Consider the following 15472-nt stretch of genomic DNA (forward strand, 5'->3'; position numbering starts at 1 on the left):
CTGCGGTCCGCGAGGCTGCTGCCTTGCGGGGTCTTCACTATATAACGGGAATTCCACGGATGTCATTCCACTAGATGTAGTGATCTCGGCGTGTCGCGCTGATTCCTCCATGATCGTCGGGGCCACCGACATCGGCCGCCCGGATCCCGGATGCTCGCTGGGCGTCGATTGCCGCACGGGGCCGCGCGCCCGATGCTGGAGCCATGGCAGCGCGACCCCGAGACGCACGCTCGCTCCGGGTCGTGGCCGAGGTGCCGCTCGGCGACGGGTATGCGCTGCGACTGGGGGTCGACGAGGAGGACCCGCGGCATCCGGTGCACCAGGTCGCCCGGCGTGACGGCGCCGAGGGCGAGCCGCTCGACGAGCCCGCGTTCATCGCCGCGCTGTTCGGCGCGATGGGCGTGCCGGGCGACGTCGCCAGCGCCTCCGTGCTGAGCGGCGAGCAGACCAACACCTCCATCGTGGTCGGCCTCGCGGACGGCTCCGAGCTCGTGGTCAAGCTGTTCCGCACCGTGCAGCACGGCGAGAACCCCGACGTCGAGCTGCAGTGCGTGCTGAGCGAGGCGGGCGCCGAGTTCGTGCCGCGGTTCGCGGGCGCACTCGTCGCCGAATGGCCGGATGCCGCGGGCGAGGTCGGGCGCGGACACCTCGCCATCGCGCAGGAGTTCGTGCGCGGCGCCACCGACGGCTGGGTGCTCGCGACACGGGCTGCCGCCGCGGCGGTCGACTTCGCCGATCAGGCTCGTGCCCTCGGGGCCACGACCGCCCGCATGCACGAGGTGCTCGCGGCGCGGCTGCCGACGGTGGGCGCGACTCCCGTCGAGGTCGCGACCCAGGCGGCGCTGTGGCGCACGCGGTTCGACGACGCGGCCGCGGCCGTCCCCGGGCTCGTCGCGGCGCAGGATGCGATCGAGTCCGCCTACGAGGCGGCCGCCGAGGTCCCCTGGCCGGCTCTGCAGCGCATCCACGGCGACCTGCATCTCGGCCAGCTGCTGCACCGCGACGAGCGCTGGATCGTGCTCGACTTCGAGGGCGAGCCGCTGCGCGGCCTCGCCGAGCGCACCGCTCCGGAGCCCGCATTGCGCGACGTCGCCGGCATGCTGCGCTCGTTCGACTACGCGGCGGCCGCCGACGGCGGGCACGCCGCCGGGTGGGGCGCGGCCGCCCGCGCCGCCTACCTCGACGGCTACCGGGATGCCGCAGGCGCCGCCGCGCTCGAGCCGGCGGCTCTGTTGCGGGCTTTCGAACTCGACAAGGCCGTGTACGAGGCGCTCTACGAGGCGCGGCACCGGCCGGACTGGCTCGGCATCCCGGTCGCGGCGATCGAGCGCCTCGTCGCGGGCTGACGCCGGCATCCCGAGCGCCCGCGTTCGCATCAAGCCGGCACGGGTGAAGGTGCCCGCGTGATGCGGACGTCGGCGCTCGGCGTCGCGTTCGACGTAGATTGCCGACATGGCACAGAACGATCCCTTCTCCCGGCTCCCGCAGGTCCCCGGCTTCGAGCTGACCAGCACCGACGTCACGGACGGGCAGCCCATGCCCGCCCCGCAGACCTCCGGCATGCTGGGCGTTCCGGGCGGCGAGGACCGCTCGCCGCAGCTGAGCTGGTCGGGCTTCCCCGCGGGCACCCGCAGCTTCGTCGTGCAGATGTACGACCCCGACGCGCCGACCATGTCGGGCTTCTGGCACTGGACGGTGGCCGACATCCCGGCGTCGGTCACGTCGCTCGAGACGGGAGCGCCGCTGCCCGAGGGCGCCGTCGCGCACCGCAACGACACCGGGCAGCCGGGGTACGTGGGCGCCGCGCCGCCGGCCGGACATGGGCCGCACCGCTACTTCCTCGTGGTGAGCGCGCTCGACACCGAGACGCTCGGCGTCCCGGCGGACGCGTCGCCCGCGTACGTCGGCTTCACCGTCCACGCGCACGTGCTCGCGCGTGCGGTGCTCGTGCCGACGTTCGAGGTGCGGTAGCTACTCGAGACGCTCGAGGGGGTTCGCGGTGAGCTTCGCGGCCACGCCGCCGCGCACGATGCGCGCCGCCTGCGACGCGGGCTTGCGCTCGGCCTGATCGGCGGCGAGCCGCGCGAACTCGTGCGCGAGGTCGAGACGCGGGTACGCGGCGAGCACGGCGACGCGGTAGTCGAGCGGCAGGGCGTCGGGCCGCGCCCCGGCGATGTCGAGGCTCGTGGCCACGTCGAGCAGGCGCCCCTCGACCCCGCCGGCGGGCACCGGATCCGGGCTCATGTGGGCGACGATCGCGGCGGCGAGGTGGGCGCGACGGCCCCCATCCCATCCGGCCCCCGCCGCGAGCACGCTCGCGACCGCGCCCCCCGCGTGCTCGAACGGCGTGCGGTGCGCGTCGAACGGCTCGAGCAGGGAGATGTCGTGCAGCACGGCCCCGACGTACAGCAGCTCCTCGTCGATCGGCCCGACCGCGTCGAGCTCGGCGAATCCGAGCGCCCAGCGCCACGACCGGATGCTGTGGTTCAGCAGCGACGGCGTGAGGTACGCGACCGCGACCGCGAGCGCCGCACGCGCCGCGGGGGTGTCGGGAGGGTCCGTCTCGGCATCCATGTCAGGCCTCGACCGCGGCGAGCTGGCCGCAGGCGCCGTCGATCTCCTTGCCGCGGGTGTCGCGCAGTGTGGTGGGGATGCCCGCCGCCTCGAGGTGCTCGATGAAGGCGACGGTGGTGCGGCGATCGGAGGCGGTCCAGATCGACCCGGGCGTCGGGTTCAGCGGGATCGGGTTGACGTGCACCCAGCCGCGCCCGCGCGCATTCAGCTTCTGGGCGAGCAGGTCGGCGCGCCAGGCGTGGTCGTTCATGTCCTTGATGAGCGCGTACTCGATGGAGACCCGGCGGCCGGTCGTCTCGAAGTACGCGCGCGCCGCGTCGAGCGCCTCATCGACCTTCCAGCGCGAGTTGACCGGGATGAGCTCGTCGCGAAGCTCGTCGTCCGGCGCGTGCAGCGAGAGCGCGAACGTGAGCGGCAGATCCTCGGCGGCGAGCTTCTTGATCGCCGGGACGAGGCCGACGGTCGAGACGGTGATGTGGCGGGCCGACATCCCGAGCCCCTCGGGCGCCGGGGCGACCATGCGCCGCACGGCCTTCATGAGCCGCGCGTAGTTGGCCAGCGGCTCCCCCATGCCCATGAAGACGATGTTCGTGACGCGCGGGGCGTCGTGGCCGCCGTCGGTGCGCAGCCCCCCGAGCTCGCCCTCCTGGATCGCGCGGTTGGCCGCGACGACCTGGTCGACGATCTCGGCGGCGGAGAGGTTGCGGGTCAGCCCCGCCTGGCCGGTGGCGCAGAACGGGCAGTTCATGCCGCATCCGGCCTGGCTCGAGACGCACAGGGTGACGCGGCCCGGATAGCGCATGAGCACCGACTCGACGAGGGCCCCGTCGAACAGCTTCCAGAGGAACTTGATCGTCTCGCCACCGTCGGTGCGCAGGCGCCGCACCTCGGTCAGCAGCGGTGGCAGCATGGCGGCGACGAGCTCCTCGCGACCCTCGGCCGGCAGGTCGGTCATGAGCGCGGGGTCGGTCGTCGAGCGGGTGAAGTAGTGGGTCGAGAGCTGCGTCGCCCGGAACGCCGGCACCCCGAGCTCCTGCGCCCGCGCCTTGCGCCCGGCGAGGTCGAGGTCGGCGAGATGGGTCTCGGGCTGCGTGCGCCGGGGCGAGGCGAACTGCAGGAGCGGGCGCCCCTCGGTGTCGCGCGCCTGCGTCCAGCCCTCGGTCGCCGGCCGGATCTGGGGAGCACGCTCCGGCGCTGCGGCGGGACGGCTCGGCTCGGTCATCCCCCCATTGTGTCGTGCCGACCCGGATGCCGCGGCCTCCACCCGGCCGCCCGCGCCCTGGCGTTCGACACGGCTCGCCCCGCGGGGTCGGGCTCGTCGTCGACGATGTTGTACGTGCCGTCGGGCCAGCCGAGCGCCTGGACGGTCGCACTCACGACGTCGTCGACGTGCACCCAGCAGCCCACCCCCGGCAGCGAGCGCGCGCTCGCGGCGTCGGGGTACCACGTGCTCGGACCCCAGAGCATGCCGTAGCGCAGCACGGTCGCGTGCGGCAGGCGGGCGACCGCGCGCTCCATGTCGGCGACGACACCCGGGGTGATCGGCTCATCCTCGGTGGCCGCCGCCGCGCCGGGCTGCACGAGCCAGGCGATGCTCTGCACGAGCATCCGGTCGACGCCGGCCGCCTCCGCCGCCGCGACCAGGTTCGCCGTGCCCTCACGGCGCAGCCGGGCGTTCGCGTCGCGGTCGCCGGCGCCGAGGTCGGTGAGCTCGTGCAGGATCGCGTCGGGAGCGACCTCGGCGACCACCGCCGTCACCCGATCGGCGTCGAACGCGTCCATCACGACGCCGCGCGCGCCCCGGTCGTCCAGCAGCGCCAGGCTCTCCGGGCGGCGGGTGGTCGCGACGACCTCGTGGCCGGCCGCCACCAGGGCCGGAATGAGAGGACGCCCGATGACGCCGGTGCCGCCGGCGAGGAGGAGCCGCATCCCGCTCACGCCGCCGTCGTCCCCTGCGCCTGCGCCTGTGCGACCAGCCACTCCTCGAATGTCACCGTGCCGAGCCGCGCGCCGGGCTTCGGCAGGATCGTGCCGTCGCGCAGCGCGCGTCCGAACCCTCCCGGCAGCGGCACGGCGAGCACCGGCGTGCCCCGGCCGATGGCACGCAGGTAGCGGCGCACCATGTCGGGCATCGACTCGATCCGCGGACCGGCGAGCTCGCGGTCCAGACCCCGCGGGGCGCCCTCGGCGATCTCGACGATGACGGTGGCGACTTCGGCGGCCGCGATCGGCTGAGCACGCATCGACGGGCACACGACGAACGGCCCGACCTGCATGCGCTGGGCCATCTGCACGGCGAACTCGTGGAACTGGGCGGCCCGCAGCAGCGACCATCCGCCGCCCGAGGCCATCACGAGCTCCTCCTGCCGCGCCTTGCCCGCGTAGTAGCCGTGCGGCGCCTCCGGGACACCGATGATCGACAGCGCCACATGATGACGGACGCCGCGCTCGCGCTCGGCCGCGAGCAGCCGCGTCGTCGTCGCCTCGAAGAACGCGATCGCGGGCTTCGCGGCGCTCGTCGCGGTCGAGGCGACGTCGATGACGGCATCCACGCCCTCCAGTGCGGCGGCGAGACCCGTGCCCGCCATCAGGTCGACCCCGGTCGAACGGGCGAGCACCACCGGCTCGTGACCTCGCTCCCGCACGACGCGCGTCACGTGCGCGCCGACCATGCCGGTCCCCCCGGCCACCGCGATCCTCATCGGCCGGCCTCCGTCACGCTCGCGTCCATGACCCGATCCTCCCCCCGGCGCCGGCTCGGCGGCAGCAGGAGCAGCCCGAGCACGAGCGACAGGCCGAGGCTGACGACGTTGCCGATCCGGTCGAGCGCCGACCCCTGGAGGTGCAGCACGTGGTAGCCGAAGTGCAGCACGCCGAAGACGCTCCAGGCCAGTCCCACCACGCGACCCGGCGCCGCGGTGCGCGCGACGATCGCCGCGAGGCTCGCCGCGGCGAGGGCCAGGTAGAGCGATCCGACGTCGCGGATCAGGTGCTCGTCGTAGGCGCCCGCGGCATCCACCCAGTGCAGGCCGAATCCGGGGAAGGAGTCGTAGAAGGCGCGGGGCGCGATCTCGGCCCACAACCCGACGAAGAGCCCGAGCGCTACCGTGACCGCCAGCACGATGCGGCGGAATGATGTGTTCATGCCCATCACGACGACGCAGCACCCCGGAGTGTGAGGCCATGAGCGGGAACGCCGAGATCGACGGCGAGGTCCTCGGCGAGCGGCGGCATCTGCTGTCGCTGGCGTTCCGGATGCTCGGCACGATCGCCGAGGCCGAGGACGCGGTGCAGGAGACCTACGCACGGTGGTACCGGATGTCGCCCGCCGAGCGCGACGCCATCGAATCCCCCGTGGGCTGGCTCACCCGCGTCGCGAGCCGGGTCTGCCTCGACGTGCTCGGTTCGGCGCGCGCCCGTCGCGAGCGTTACGTCGGTCCCTGGCTGCCCGAGCCCGTGCCTCCGGGGACGTTCACGGAGTCGCTCGGCACCGCGTCGGCGGTCGTCGACCCGCTCGACCGGGTGAGCCTCGACGAGTCGGTCAGCACGGCGCTGCTCATCGTGCTCGAGACGATGACGCCCGCCGAGCGGGTGGCGTTCGTGCTGCACGACGTGTTCGCCATGCCGTTCGACGAGATCGCCGAGGTCGTCGGCCGGTCTCCAGCGGCGTGCCGGCAGCTGGCGGCGACCGCCCGCCGCCGGGTGAGCGACCATCGCCGTCAGCAGGTGCCGCGGGCGGAGCACGACCGGGTCGTGCGGGCGTTCGCGGCCGCGACGCAGCGCGGCGACCTCGCCGGCCTCGTGGCCGTGCTCGACCCGGATGCCGTGCTGCGCGCCGACGGCGGGGGCGTGGTGAGCGCCGCTCGCAATCCGGTGCTCGGGGCGGAGCGCGTCGCACGGTTCCTGCTCGGGCTCGGCGAGAAGTTCCCGCAGATCGAGGTGCTGCCGCAGGACACCCCCGACGGCCTCGGCTTCGTGATGTGGGACGAGGGCCGGATCGTCGCGGTCGTCACGGCCGCGGTCGCCGGCGGGCGCATCGCGGAGCTGCGCATGATGCGCAATCCCGAGAAGCTGACGCTCTGGAACGAGCTGCCGGCCTGAACCGCGCGCTCCCGCGCCTCCCGCCGGGAGGGATGGAGGAACGCCGCGGGAAAGAAACCGGGCGTCCCTCCCGCGGTCGGCGACCCCCCGGTCGCGCCCCGCGGAGCCGTGACCCCAGACAGGGTCCCCCTGATTCCGGCTCACCCACGTGCTTACCGTCCGGCGTGCCCGCGCGCAACCTTTCGCGATGGAAAGTTCGCGAACATACAGGCCGTTCGCCGCCGCACCGAGCCGCTCAGCGCCGGCGGATGGTGCCCGTCGTGCCCGCCAGCGCGCGCAGCACCGCCGGGCGCAGCACGAACCACGCGGCCACCATGACCGCGACGGTGGCGGCGAACACGATCGCGCCGGCCCAGCTCGCGTCGTCGCGCACCGCGTACACGTGGTTGAGGTTGCGCAGCGCCCCCGTGGCGAGCACGAGGAACACGTGCACGACGATGAACGCCAGGAACAGCACCATGACGGCGACGTGGATGCGCCGCGCCACGCGGATCGGGAAGACGCGGTCGAGCGGGCGCAGGCGCACCGTGAATCCGGGTGTGAGCCGGATGCCGGTGAGGATCGCCGCCGGGGCGAGCACGAAGATCACCACCCCGTAGCTGATCAGCTGCAGGGCGTTGTAGTTGGTCCAGCCGTCGTCGGCCGGCCAGTGCAGCGACGCGTACTGCAGGAGAGCCGAGACGGCATTGGGCACGGCATCCCAGTGCACCGGGATCACGCGCACCCATTGGCCGGTCACGAACAGCAGCACGTAGAAGATCGCACCGTTCAGGATCAGCAGCGCGTCGAGGGCGAGGTGGAACCACACCTGCAGGCCGATCCGCACGGGCTGGCCCGCGGTGCGGATGCGACCGTCGTTGCGCCGGACCCAGAACGTGTCGGGGCGACCGGCGTACCGGATGCTCCAGCCGCTGCGCACGATGAACAGCAGCAGGAACGCGGTCAGGCCGTGCTGCCACGCCAGCCAGGCGGGGAAGCCGACCGGCGTCCAGTCCGGCAGCGCGGAGGTGCCCGGGAACGCCGTGAGGAAGGCATGACCGGCGTCCGAGTCGCGGATCGCCTGCGCCGCGACCACGACGAGCACCGCGGCGACCGCGGCGGCGGGCACGATCCAGAGCAGATGGAGCAGACGGCGCCGGGCGGGCGCCGCACCGGATGCGCTCACCGGTGCTCGATGTCCGGCGGTCGCTTCTGCAGGAAGGCCGCCATGCCCTCCTTCTGGTCGTGCAGCGCGAACATCGCGCCGAACGCGCGGCGCTCGAAGCGCAGGCCCTCGGCGAGGGTCGTCTCCTGCGCGACGTTGACGGCCTCTTTGGCGGCGTAGACGACCGGGAGCGAGCGGGAGGCGATCGCCTGCGCCACCTCGAGCGCGGTGGCGAGCAGCTGATCGGCGGGCACGACCCGGGCGACGAGGCCGGCGGCGAGCGCCTCGGCGGCGTCGATGCGGCGCCCGGTGAGCACCATGTCCATCGCGAGCGCCTTGCCGACGGCGCGCGTGAGACGCTGCGTGCCGCCGAGGCCCGGGATGACGCCGAGCGCGAGCTCCGGCTGGCCGAACTGGGCGGTGTCGGCCGCGATGATGAGGTCGCAGAGCATGGCGAGCTCGCAGCCGCCGCCGAGCGCGTAACCGGCGACCGCGGCGATGAGCGGCGTGCGCAGCGCCGGCACGCGCTGCCACTCGGCGAACTGGCCGTGCACGGCGAAGTGCGCGTAGTCGAGCGAGGCCATCTCGGCGATGTCGGCGCCGGCGGCGAACGCGCGATCCGACCCGGTGAGCACGATCGCGCCGATGCCGTCGTCGGCATCGAGTGTCTCGAGCTCGTCGACCAGGGCGGTGATGAGCCCGCTGTCGAGAGCGTTGAGCACCTCGGGCCGGTCGAGGGTGAGGAGCGCCACACGGCCGCGCCGCTCGACGCGGACGGGGGTCTCGCCGGGCATGCCGTCAGCCTACCGGCGAGCCGTCGCCCGTCCCGAGGTCCTGACCGAGGTCGAGCTCCGGGTCGACGGGCGCGAACGCAGCGGTCACGACGGCCGAGTCGACCTCGGCGAGCGAGGCGGGGTTCCAGCGCGGCGAGCGGTCCTTGTCGATGACCTGCGCCCGGATGCCTTCCGCGAAATCGGGCCAGCGCAGCGCATGCAGGCCCACGCGGTAGTCGCGCCGCAGCGCGTCGTCGAGCGTCGGCTCGGTGGCGGCGATCCGGAGCGCGCGCAGGGTCACGGCGAGCGCGGTGGGTGAGCGGGTCTCGATCACCGCCGCGGCGGTTCGGGCGGGCTCGTCGCCGGAACGCAGCCGCTCGAGGATCGCGGCGACGTCGTCGCCCGCATAGGCCTCGTCGATCCAGTCGCGCTGCGCGAGCAGCTCGGAGGCGGGCGGCGCCTCGGCGACGGCGGCGATCGCGGCATCCGCGTCCGTCGCCTCGAGGGCGGCGGCCACCTCGGCCAGGCGCACGGACGGCACGAACGCGTCCGCCATCCCGAGCGCGATCGCGTCGGCGCCCGAGAACATGCCGCCGGTGAGGGCGGCGTGGGTGCCGAGCTCCCCCGGCGCGCGCGCGAGCAGCCGCGTGCCCCCGACATCCGGGACGAAGCCGATCCCGGTCTCGGGCATCCCGATGCGGGTGCGCTCGGTGACGACCCGGTGCGAGCCGTGGGCCGAGATGCCGACGCCGCCGCCCAGCACGATGCCGTCCATGAACGCGACGTAGGGCTTCGGATAGTGCGCGATGGCCGCGTTCATGCGGTACTCGGCGCGCCAGAACGCGGCCGCCGCGTCGGTGCCGTCGACGGCGGAGCGGTACATGCCGACGATGTCGCCGCCCGCGCAGAGGCCGCGCTCGCCCGCACCGCTCACGAGCACGGTCGCGACCGCGTCGTCGTCCGCCCAGTCGGCCAGGGTCGCCGACACCGCGTCGACCATCCCCCGGTCGAGCGCGTTGATGACGCGCGGGCGATTGAGCGTGATGACGCCGAGCCGGCCGCGGCGCTCGACGAGCACCGTGGGGTCGGGCTCCGTGGCGTCGGAATCGCTCACGCGACGCGCTCCACGATGGTGGCGTTCGCCATCCCGCCGCCCTCGCACATGGTCTGCAGGCCGAAGCGCGCGCCGCGCTCGTCGAGCACGTCGAGCAGCGTGCCGAGCAGCTTGGTGCCGGAGGCGCCGAGCGGATGCCCGTTCGCGATCGCGCCGCCGTGCACGTTGACGCGCTCGGGGTCGGCGCCCGTCTCGCGCTGCCACGCCAGCACCACCGACGCGAACGCCTCGTTGACCTCGAACACGTCGATGTCGCCCAGCGCGATGCCCGCACCCTCGAGCACCTTGCGCGTCGCCGGGATGACGCCGGTGAGCATCAGCAGCGGATCGTCGCCCACCACCGAGAACGCGCGCACGACCGCACGCGGACGCATCCCGAGCCGCTCGGCCAGCCCGCGCTCCATGACGAGCGCGGCGGACGCGCCGTCGGAGATCTGGGAGGCGTTGCCGGCCGTGACGACCCAGCCGAGCTCCGGATGCCGAGCCGCGAGCTCCTCGGTGCGGAACGCGGGCGCGAGGCCGGCCAGCGACTCCACGGAGCTGCCCGGCCGGATGCCCTCGTCGCGCGTCGCGAGCTCGGCGGTGCGTCCGTCGCCGCGATCGACCGACGTCGGCACGATACCCGTCGGGGATGCCGCGACCGCCCGCGCGTGCGACCCGGCAGCATAGGCGTCGAGCTCCGTGCGCGTCAGCCGCCACCGCGCGGCGATCAGCTCGGCCGAGATCCCCTGGGGAACCAGGCCGCCGGCGTCGGCGAACCGTCTCGCGACGTCGGGACCTGTCGCGTCGGCGCCCTGCACCGCCGAGAACATCGGCACCCGTGACATCGACTCGACGCCCGCGGCGACCGCGACGTCGTACGCGCCGGCCATGACGCCCTGCGCCGCGAAGTGCAGCGCCTGCTGCGACGAGCCGCACTGCCGGTCGATGCTGACCGCCGGAACGGCCACCGGCCACCCGGCGGCGAGTACGGCGTTGCGCGCGACGTTCATCGACTGCTCGCCGGCCTGCGTGACGCAGCCGACGATGACGTCGTCGATCGTCGCCGGGTCGACGCCGGTCCGCTCCGCGAGCGCCCGCAGCACGTGCGCGAGCAGGTCGACCGGATGCCAGCCCGACAGCATCCCGCCCGCCTTGCCCTTGCCGATCGGCGTGCGGACGACGTCGACGATGACCGCTTCGCGCATGCCCCCATCCTCGTCCCCGCACCCGAGCGGGTCGAGGAGCGGCTGCCGAACTCGGGCGGGGGCTTCAGGACTTCGCCGCGAGGTGCTCCCGCATCGCCGGGATCACGGTCTCGCCGTAGACGCGCAGCGTCTCCTCCTTGGAGTCGTGCTGCAGGTACCCCGCGAAGTGGTCGACGCCGATCGCCTGCAGCTGCTTCAGCTTGGCGATGTGCTCGTCGGCCGTGCCGAGCAGGCAGAACCGGTCGACGATCTCGTCGGGCACGAAGTCGACATGGTCGTTCTCGGCCTTGCCGTGCGAGTTGTAGTCGTAGCCCGTGCGGCCTTTGATGTAGTCCACGAGCACCTCGGGAAAGTCGGCGTGCTCCCCGTACCGCATCACGACGTCGTGCACGTGGTTGCCGACCATGCCGCCGAACCAGCGGGTCTGGTCGCGCATGTGATCCCGGTCGTCGCCGATGTAGAACGGCGCGGCGACGCAGAACTTCACCGCATCCGGATCGCGCCCCGCGGCCTCGGCGGCCTCGCGCACCTTGCCGATCATCCATTTCGCCACGTCGATGTCAGCCAGCTGCAGGATGTAGCCGTCGCCGACCTCACCCGCGAGCTTGAGCGCCTGCGGCCCGTAGGCGGCGACCCACACCTCGACCTCGCTGCCGGTCGACCACGGGAAGCGCAGCGTCGCGTCGTGGTACTCGACGGCGCGGCTGTTGGCGAGCTCCCGGATGACGTGGATCGCCTCCCGCAGCTCGGCCAGCGTCGTCGGGTGGCCGTTCGTGACGCGCACGGCGGAGTCACCGCGCCCGATCCCGATCACGGTGCGGTTGCCGTACATCTCGTTGAGCGTCGCGAACACCGATGCCGTGACGGTCCAGTCGCGCGTCGCCGGGTTGGTGACGAACGGGCCCACCTTGATGCGCTGGGTCTCGGCGAGGATCCGGCTGTAGATGACGTACGGCTCCTGCCAGAGCAGGTGCGAGTCGAAGGTCCAGACGTTGCTGAACCCGTGCTGCTCCGCCAGCTTCGCGAGCGCGACGGCGCGCGAGGCGGGCGGGTCGGTCTGCAGGACGGCGCCGAACGTCATCGAGGAGCTGGCCATGGTCCCGTCCCTCAGATCAGGTACTGCGACAGGCCGCGCTTGATGTACCGGCCGTCGCCCTTGGAGCCGACGTAGCCGGTCTCGTCGACGATCACCTTGCCGCGCGAGAGCACGGTGTCGACGTGGCCGTCGATCTCGAAGCCCTCCCAGGCCGAGTAGTCCATGTTCATGTGGTGCGTGGCATCCACCCCGATCGTCGTGTGCCCGTTCGGGTCGTAGACGACGAGGTCGGCGTCGGCGCCGGGCTGGATGACGCCCTTGCGCCCGTACATGCCGAACATGCGCGCGGGGGTCGTCGACGTGATCTCGACGAAGCGCTCGAGCGTCAACCGGCCGTCGACGACGCCCTGGTAGAGCAGGTCCATGCGGTGCTCGACCGAGCCGATGCCGTTCGGGATCTTGGAGAAGTCGCCCAGCCCCATGTCCTTCTGCCCCTTCATGCAGAACGGGCAGTGGTCGGTCGAGACCATCTGGATGTCGTTGGTGCGCAGCGCCTGCCACATGTGGTCCTGGTGCCCGTCGGCCCGCGCGCGCAGCGGCGTCGAGCAGACCCATTTGGCCCCCTCGAAGTCGCCCCACTCGTCGCTCCGCGCGCCGAGCTGCTCCTCGAGCGAGAGGTAGAGGTACTGCGGGCAGGTCTCGCCGAACACGTTGAGACCGAAGTCGCGGGCGGCCGCGATCTGCGCGACCGCCTGCTTGGCGCTGACGTGCACGACGTAGAGCGGGACGCCGGTGAGGTGGGCGATCATGATCGCGCGGTGGGTGGCCTCCTCCTCCGCCTGCCACGGACGCGTGGTGCCGTGGAAGAACGGGGTCGTCTCGCCGCGGGCGAGGGCCTGCTGCACGAGCACGTCGATGATCCCGCCGTTCTCGGCGTGCATCATCATCATCGCGCCGTTCGACGCGCCCTTTTGGAACGCCCGCAGGATCTGGCCGTCGTCGCTCAGGAACACGCCCTTGTACGCCATGAAGAGCTTGAAGCTCGTGACGCCCTCGTCGATGAGCTCGTCCATCGCGGTGAGGCTGGCATCCTGCACGTCGCTCAGGATCTGGTGGAACCCGTAGTCGATCGCGCAGTTGCCGGCGGCCTTCTCGTGCCAGAGCCGGTACTGGTCGAGGACGTTCTGGTCGGGGTACTGCACGACGAAGTCGACGATCGTCGTCGTGCCGCCCCACGCCGCCGCGCGTGTTCCGGTCTCGAACGTGTCGGAGGCGTTGGTGCCGCCGAACGGCATCTCCATGTGCGTGTGCGCGTCGATGCCGCCCGGGAACACGTATTTTCCGGTCGCGTCGACCACCCGGTCGACGCTCGCGCGCAGGTCGCTGCCGAGCAGGCTCGAGCCGGGCTGCAGCACCGCCGCGATCTGCTCGCCGTCGACGAGCACGTCGGCCGCCCCGCGCCCGGTCGAGGAGACGACCGTGCCGCCGGCGATGAGGGTCGTGGCCATCAGGGCATCACCGTCCTCGTGTAGGACTCGGGCCGGCGGTCGCGGTAGAACTGCCAGTCGTCGCGCATCTGCCGCACCAGGTCGAGGTCGAGGTCGCGGATCAGCAGCTCCTCGTCGGTTCCGGAGCCGCGCTCGCCCACGAAGTTGCCGCGCGGGTCGATGACCTGGCTCGTGCCGTAGAAGTCGACGGCGAGCTCGCCGTACTCGTTGTCCTCCCGGCCGACGCGGTTCGGCTGCAGCACGAAGTAGCCGTTCGCGACCGCCGCGGCCGGGCCCTCCACCTCCCACAGCCGGTTGCTGAGCCCCGGCTTGGTCGCGTTCGGGTTGAACACCATGTGCGCCCCGCCGAGGCCGAGCTCGCGCCAGCCCTCCGGGAAGTGCCGGTCGTAGCAGATGTAGAGGCCGACCTTGCCGACGGCGGTGTCGAACACGGGGTAGCCGAGGTTGCCGGGGCGGAAGTAGAACTTCTCCCAGAACCGGTCGAGATGCGGGATGTGGTGCTTGCGGTACTTGCCGAGCACGCGTCCGTCGGCATCCACGATCACCGCCGTGTTGTAGTACACGCCGGTCATCTCCTCCTCGTATATCGGGAGGATCATGACCATGCCGAGCTCCTTCGCGAGCGCGGCGAAGCGCTGCACGATCGGACCGTCGGCGGGCTCGGCGTACGCGTAGTACTTCTTGTCCTCGGTGATGCCGAAGTACGGACCGTAGAACAGCTCCTGGAAGCAGATGACCTCCGCGCCCTGCGCCTTCGCATCGCGCGCGAACTGCTCGTGCTTGTCGAGCATCGAGGCCTTGTCGCCGGTCCAGGTGGTCTGCGTGATGGCGGCTCTCATGGAAGGACGATAGTCCGGCGGGGTCCGCGGGTCACGTGAGCGCGCGCGTGACCTCCGAGCGCAGCGCCGGCAGCACATCCTCCCGGAACCACGGGTTGCGCCCCTGCCAGCGGAAGTTCAGCGGCGACGGGTGCACGAGCGGCAGCTGGTCGGGCAGGTAGTCGCGGAACGCCCGCACCGTCTCGGTGAGGTTCGCCTTGCGGCGTGCGCCGAGATAGTGCTGCTGCGCCGTCGTGCCGATGAGCAGGGTCAGCCGCACGTCGGACAGCTGCGCCAGCAGCGCCGGATGCCAGCGGTCGGCGAACCCGCGCCGCGGCGGCAGATCGCCGCTCGCCCCGCGCCCGGGGTAGTAGAAGTCCATGGGCAGGATGGCGATGCGCCCCGGATCGCGGAAGGTCGCCTCGTCCACGCCGAGCCACTCGACGAGGTTCACGCCGCTCGCGTCGTCGAACAGGATGCCGCTGGCCTGCGCTCGCGCGCCCGGGGCCTGACCGACGATGACGATCCGCGCCCCCGGTGCCGCCGCGAACAGCGGCCGCCAGCCCTGCGCGGTGAAGACGGCGTTCTCGGGATCGGCGATGACCGCCTCACGGACGGCGTCGATCGCCGCCTGGCCGGCTGCGGCATCCGTGCCCATACCGCGACGATAGCCTCGGAGGAGTGAGCACGCCCGTCTTGCGCCCGATCGAAGCGGGCGACATCGCGGCCCTCGTCGCGCTCAACACCGACGCGGCTCCGGCCGTCAACGTGGTCTCAGTCGACGAGTTCACCCGGCTCGCGGACGACAGCACGCTGGCGCTCGCGGTCGACGACGGCGAGCCGGCCGGTCTGCTGCTCGCCCTGCCGCCGGGGCTCGACTACGCGAGCGAGAACTACCGCTGGTTCTCGGAGCGCGCGAGCGCGGCCGGCACCGACTTCCTCTACGTCGACCGGATCGTGGTGGCGCCGCGCCTGCGCGGCACCGGCGTCGGTCGCCGGCTCTACGAGACGGTGTTCGCCACGGCGGCGGTGCGCGGCGTCGCCGAGGTGCTGTGCGAGGTCAACCTGCAGCCGCCGAACCCCGGTTCGATGCGCTTCCACCTCGGGCTCGGCTTCGCCGAGGTCGGCCGCCAGCACACGAAGGGCGGCGCCGTGGAGGTCGCGCTGCTCGCGCGCGCGACGGCGGCGGCGACATCGGCGTGAGCGACGCGGCAAGA

General features: G+C 72.7%; 17 protein-coding genes. 4 read left to right on the top strand and 13 right to left on the bottom strand.

Annotated features, from left to right (window positions below):
• Nucleotides 1-203 precede the first annotated feature (203 nt).
• On the top strand, nucleotides 204-1346 hold the full coding sequence (locus ABD285_RS00935; protein WP_284253385.1) for a phosphotransferase: 1143 nt from the start codon (nucleotides 204-206) through the stop codon (nucleotides 1344-1346).
• A gap of 106 nt (nucleotides 1347-1452) precedes the next feature.
• A complete protein-coding gene (locus ABD285_RS00940) occupies nucleotides 1453-1971 on the top strand; it encodes a YbhB/YbcL family Raf kinase inhibitor-like protein (RefSeq protein WP_284253386.1) in 519 nt (172 codons plus the stop codon).
• Here ABD285_RS00940 and ABD285_RS00945 read toward each other — a convergent pair whose 3' ends face one another.
• Genes ABD285_RS00945 through ABD285_RS00965 form a run of 5 tightly spaced genes read right to left on the bottom strand, consistent with a single transcriptional unit; the run spans nucleotide 1972 to nucleotide 5719 of the window.
• On the bottom strand, nucleotides 1972-2574 hold the full coding sequence (locus tag ABD285_RS00945) for an HD domain-containing protein (RefSeq protein WP_344199505.1): 603 nt from the start codon (nucleotides 2572-2574) through the stop codon (nucleotides 1972-1974).
• A gap of 1 nt (nucleotide 2575) precedes the next feature.
• Nucleotides 2576-3796 carry a dual-specificity RNA methyltransferase RlmN gene (gene rlmN / locus ABD285_RS00950; RefSeq protein WP_344199507.1) on the bottom strand — a complete coding sequence of 407 codons (1221 nt, stop codon included), beginning with the start codon at nucleotides 3794-3796 and terminating at the stop codon, nucleotides 2576-2578.
• Nucleotides 3793-4503, bottom strand: a complete 711-nt coding sequence (locus ABD285_RS00955; RefSeq protein ID WP_344201242.1) for an NAD-dependent epimerase/dehydratase family protein — start codon at nucleotides 4501-4503, stop codon at nucleotides 3793-3795. The genes rlmN and ABD285_RS00955 overlap by 4 nt, the downstream gene beginning before the upstream one ends.
• A 5-nt stretch (nucleotides 4504-4508) precedes the next feature.
• Nucleotides 4509-5264, bottom strand: coding sequence for an SDR family oxidoreductase (locus tag ABD285_RS00960; protein ID WP_344199509.1), 756 nt, complete (start codon nucleotides 5262-5264; stop codon nucleotides 4509-4511).
• 8 nt (nucleotides 5265-5272) lie between these two features.
• The gene (locus tag ABD285_RS00965) at nucleotides 5273-5719 is read right to left on the bottom strand and encodes a hypothetical protein (RefSeq protein ID WP_344199512.1); all 447 of its coding nucleotides are present in this window, start codon (nucleotides 5717-5719) and stop codon (nucleotides 5273-5275) included.
• A gap of 38 nt (nucleotides 5720-5757) precedes the next feature.
• Here ABD285_RS00965 and sigJ point away from each other — a divergent pair, with 38 nt between their 5' ends.
• A complete protein-coding gene (gene sigJ / locus ABD285_RS00970) occupies nucleotides 5758-6675 on the top strand; it encodes an RNA polymerase sigma factor SigJ (protein WP_284253392.1) in 918 nt (305 codons plus the stop codon).
• Nucleotides 6676-6910: 235 nt separating this feature from the next.
• On the opposite strand, the gene ABD285_RS00975 is transcribed toward sigJ, so the two are convergent.
• From ABD285_RS00975 to ABD285_RS01010, 8 genes are all read right to left on the bottom strand, one after another.
• Nucleotides 6911-7840: a cytochrome b/b6 domain-containing protein gene (locus ABD285_RS00975; RefSeq protein WP_284253393.1), complete on the bottom strand. Its 930-nt coding sequence runs from the start codon at nucleotides 7838-7840 to the stop codon at nucleotides 6911-6913.
• A complete protein-coding gene (locus tag ABD285_RS00980) occupies nucleotides 7837-8613 on the bottom strand; it encodes an enoyl-CoA hydratase-related protein (RefSeq protein ID WP_284253394.1) in 777 nt (258 codons plus the stop codon). Before ABD285_RS00980 ends, ABD285_RS00975 begins: the two co-directional genes overlap by 4 nt.
• 4 nt (nucleotides 8614-8617) lie before the next feature.
• A complete protein-coding gene (locus ABD285_RS00985; protein ID WP_344199516.1) occupies nucleotides 8618-9706 on the bottom strand; it encodes an enoyl-CoA hydratase/isomerase family protein in 1089 nt (362 codons plus the stop codon).
• Entirely contained in the window at nucleotides 9703-10893 is a 1191-nt protein-coding gene (locus tag ABD285_RS00990) for a thiolase family protein (RefSeq protein ID WP_284253396.1), read from the bottom strand. The genes ABD285_RS00985 and ABD285_RS00990 overlap by 4 nt, the downstream gene beginning before the upstream one ends.
• Nucleotides 10894-10957: 64 nt before the next feature.
• Nucleotides 10958-11974 (bottom strand): TIGR03842 family LLM class F420-dependent oxidoreductase, encoded by a 1017-nt coding sequence (locus ABD285_RS00995; protein ID WP_284255622.1) that lies wholly within the window; start codon nucleotides 11972-11974, stop codon nucleotides 10958-10960.
• 26 nt (nucleotides 11975-12000) lie between these two features.
• Complete coding sequence (gene hydA, locus ABD285_RS01000; protein WP_284253397.1) at nucleotides 12001-13437, bottom strand: dihydropyrimidinase; 1437 nt, start codon at nucleotides 13435-13437, stop codon at nucleotides 12001-12003.
• Complete coding sequence (locus ABD285_RS01005; protein ID WP_284253398.1) at nucleotides 13437-14276, bottom strand: nitrilase-related carbon-nitrogen hydrolase; 840 nt, start codon at nucleotides 14274-14276, stop codon at nucleotides 13437-13439. The genes hydA and ABD285_RS01005 overlap by 1 nt, the downstream gene beginning before the upstream one ends.
• Before the next feature lie 31 nt (nucleotides 14277-14307).
• The gene (locus ABD285_RS01010; protein WP_284253399.1) at nucleotides 14308-14913 is read right to left on the bottom strand and encodes a uracil-DNA glycosylase family protein; all 606 of its coding nucleotides are present in this window, start codon (nucleotides 14911-14913) and stop codon (nucleotides 14308-14310) included.
• Between the two features lie 23 nt (nucleotides 14914-14936).
• Here ABD285_RS01010 and ABD285_RS01015 point away from each other — a divergent pair, with 23 nt between their 5' ends.
• Entirely contained in the window at nucleotides 14937-15458 is a 522-nt protein-coding gene (locus ABD285_RS01015) for a GNAT family N-acetyltransferase (protein WP_284253400.1), read from the top strand.
• The last annotated feature ends 14 nt before the right edge of the window (nucleotides 15459-15472 follow it).

This window comes from Pseudolysinimonas kribbensis (genome assembly GCF_039531715.1).
GTDB classification, from domain to species: Bacteria; Actinomycetota; Actinomycetes; order Actinomycetales; family Microbacteriaceae; genus Pseudolysinimonas; species Pseudolysinimonas kribbensis.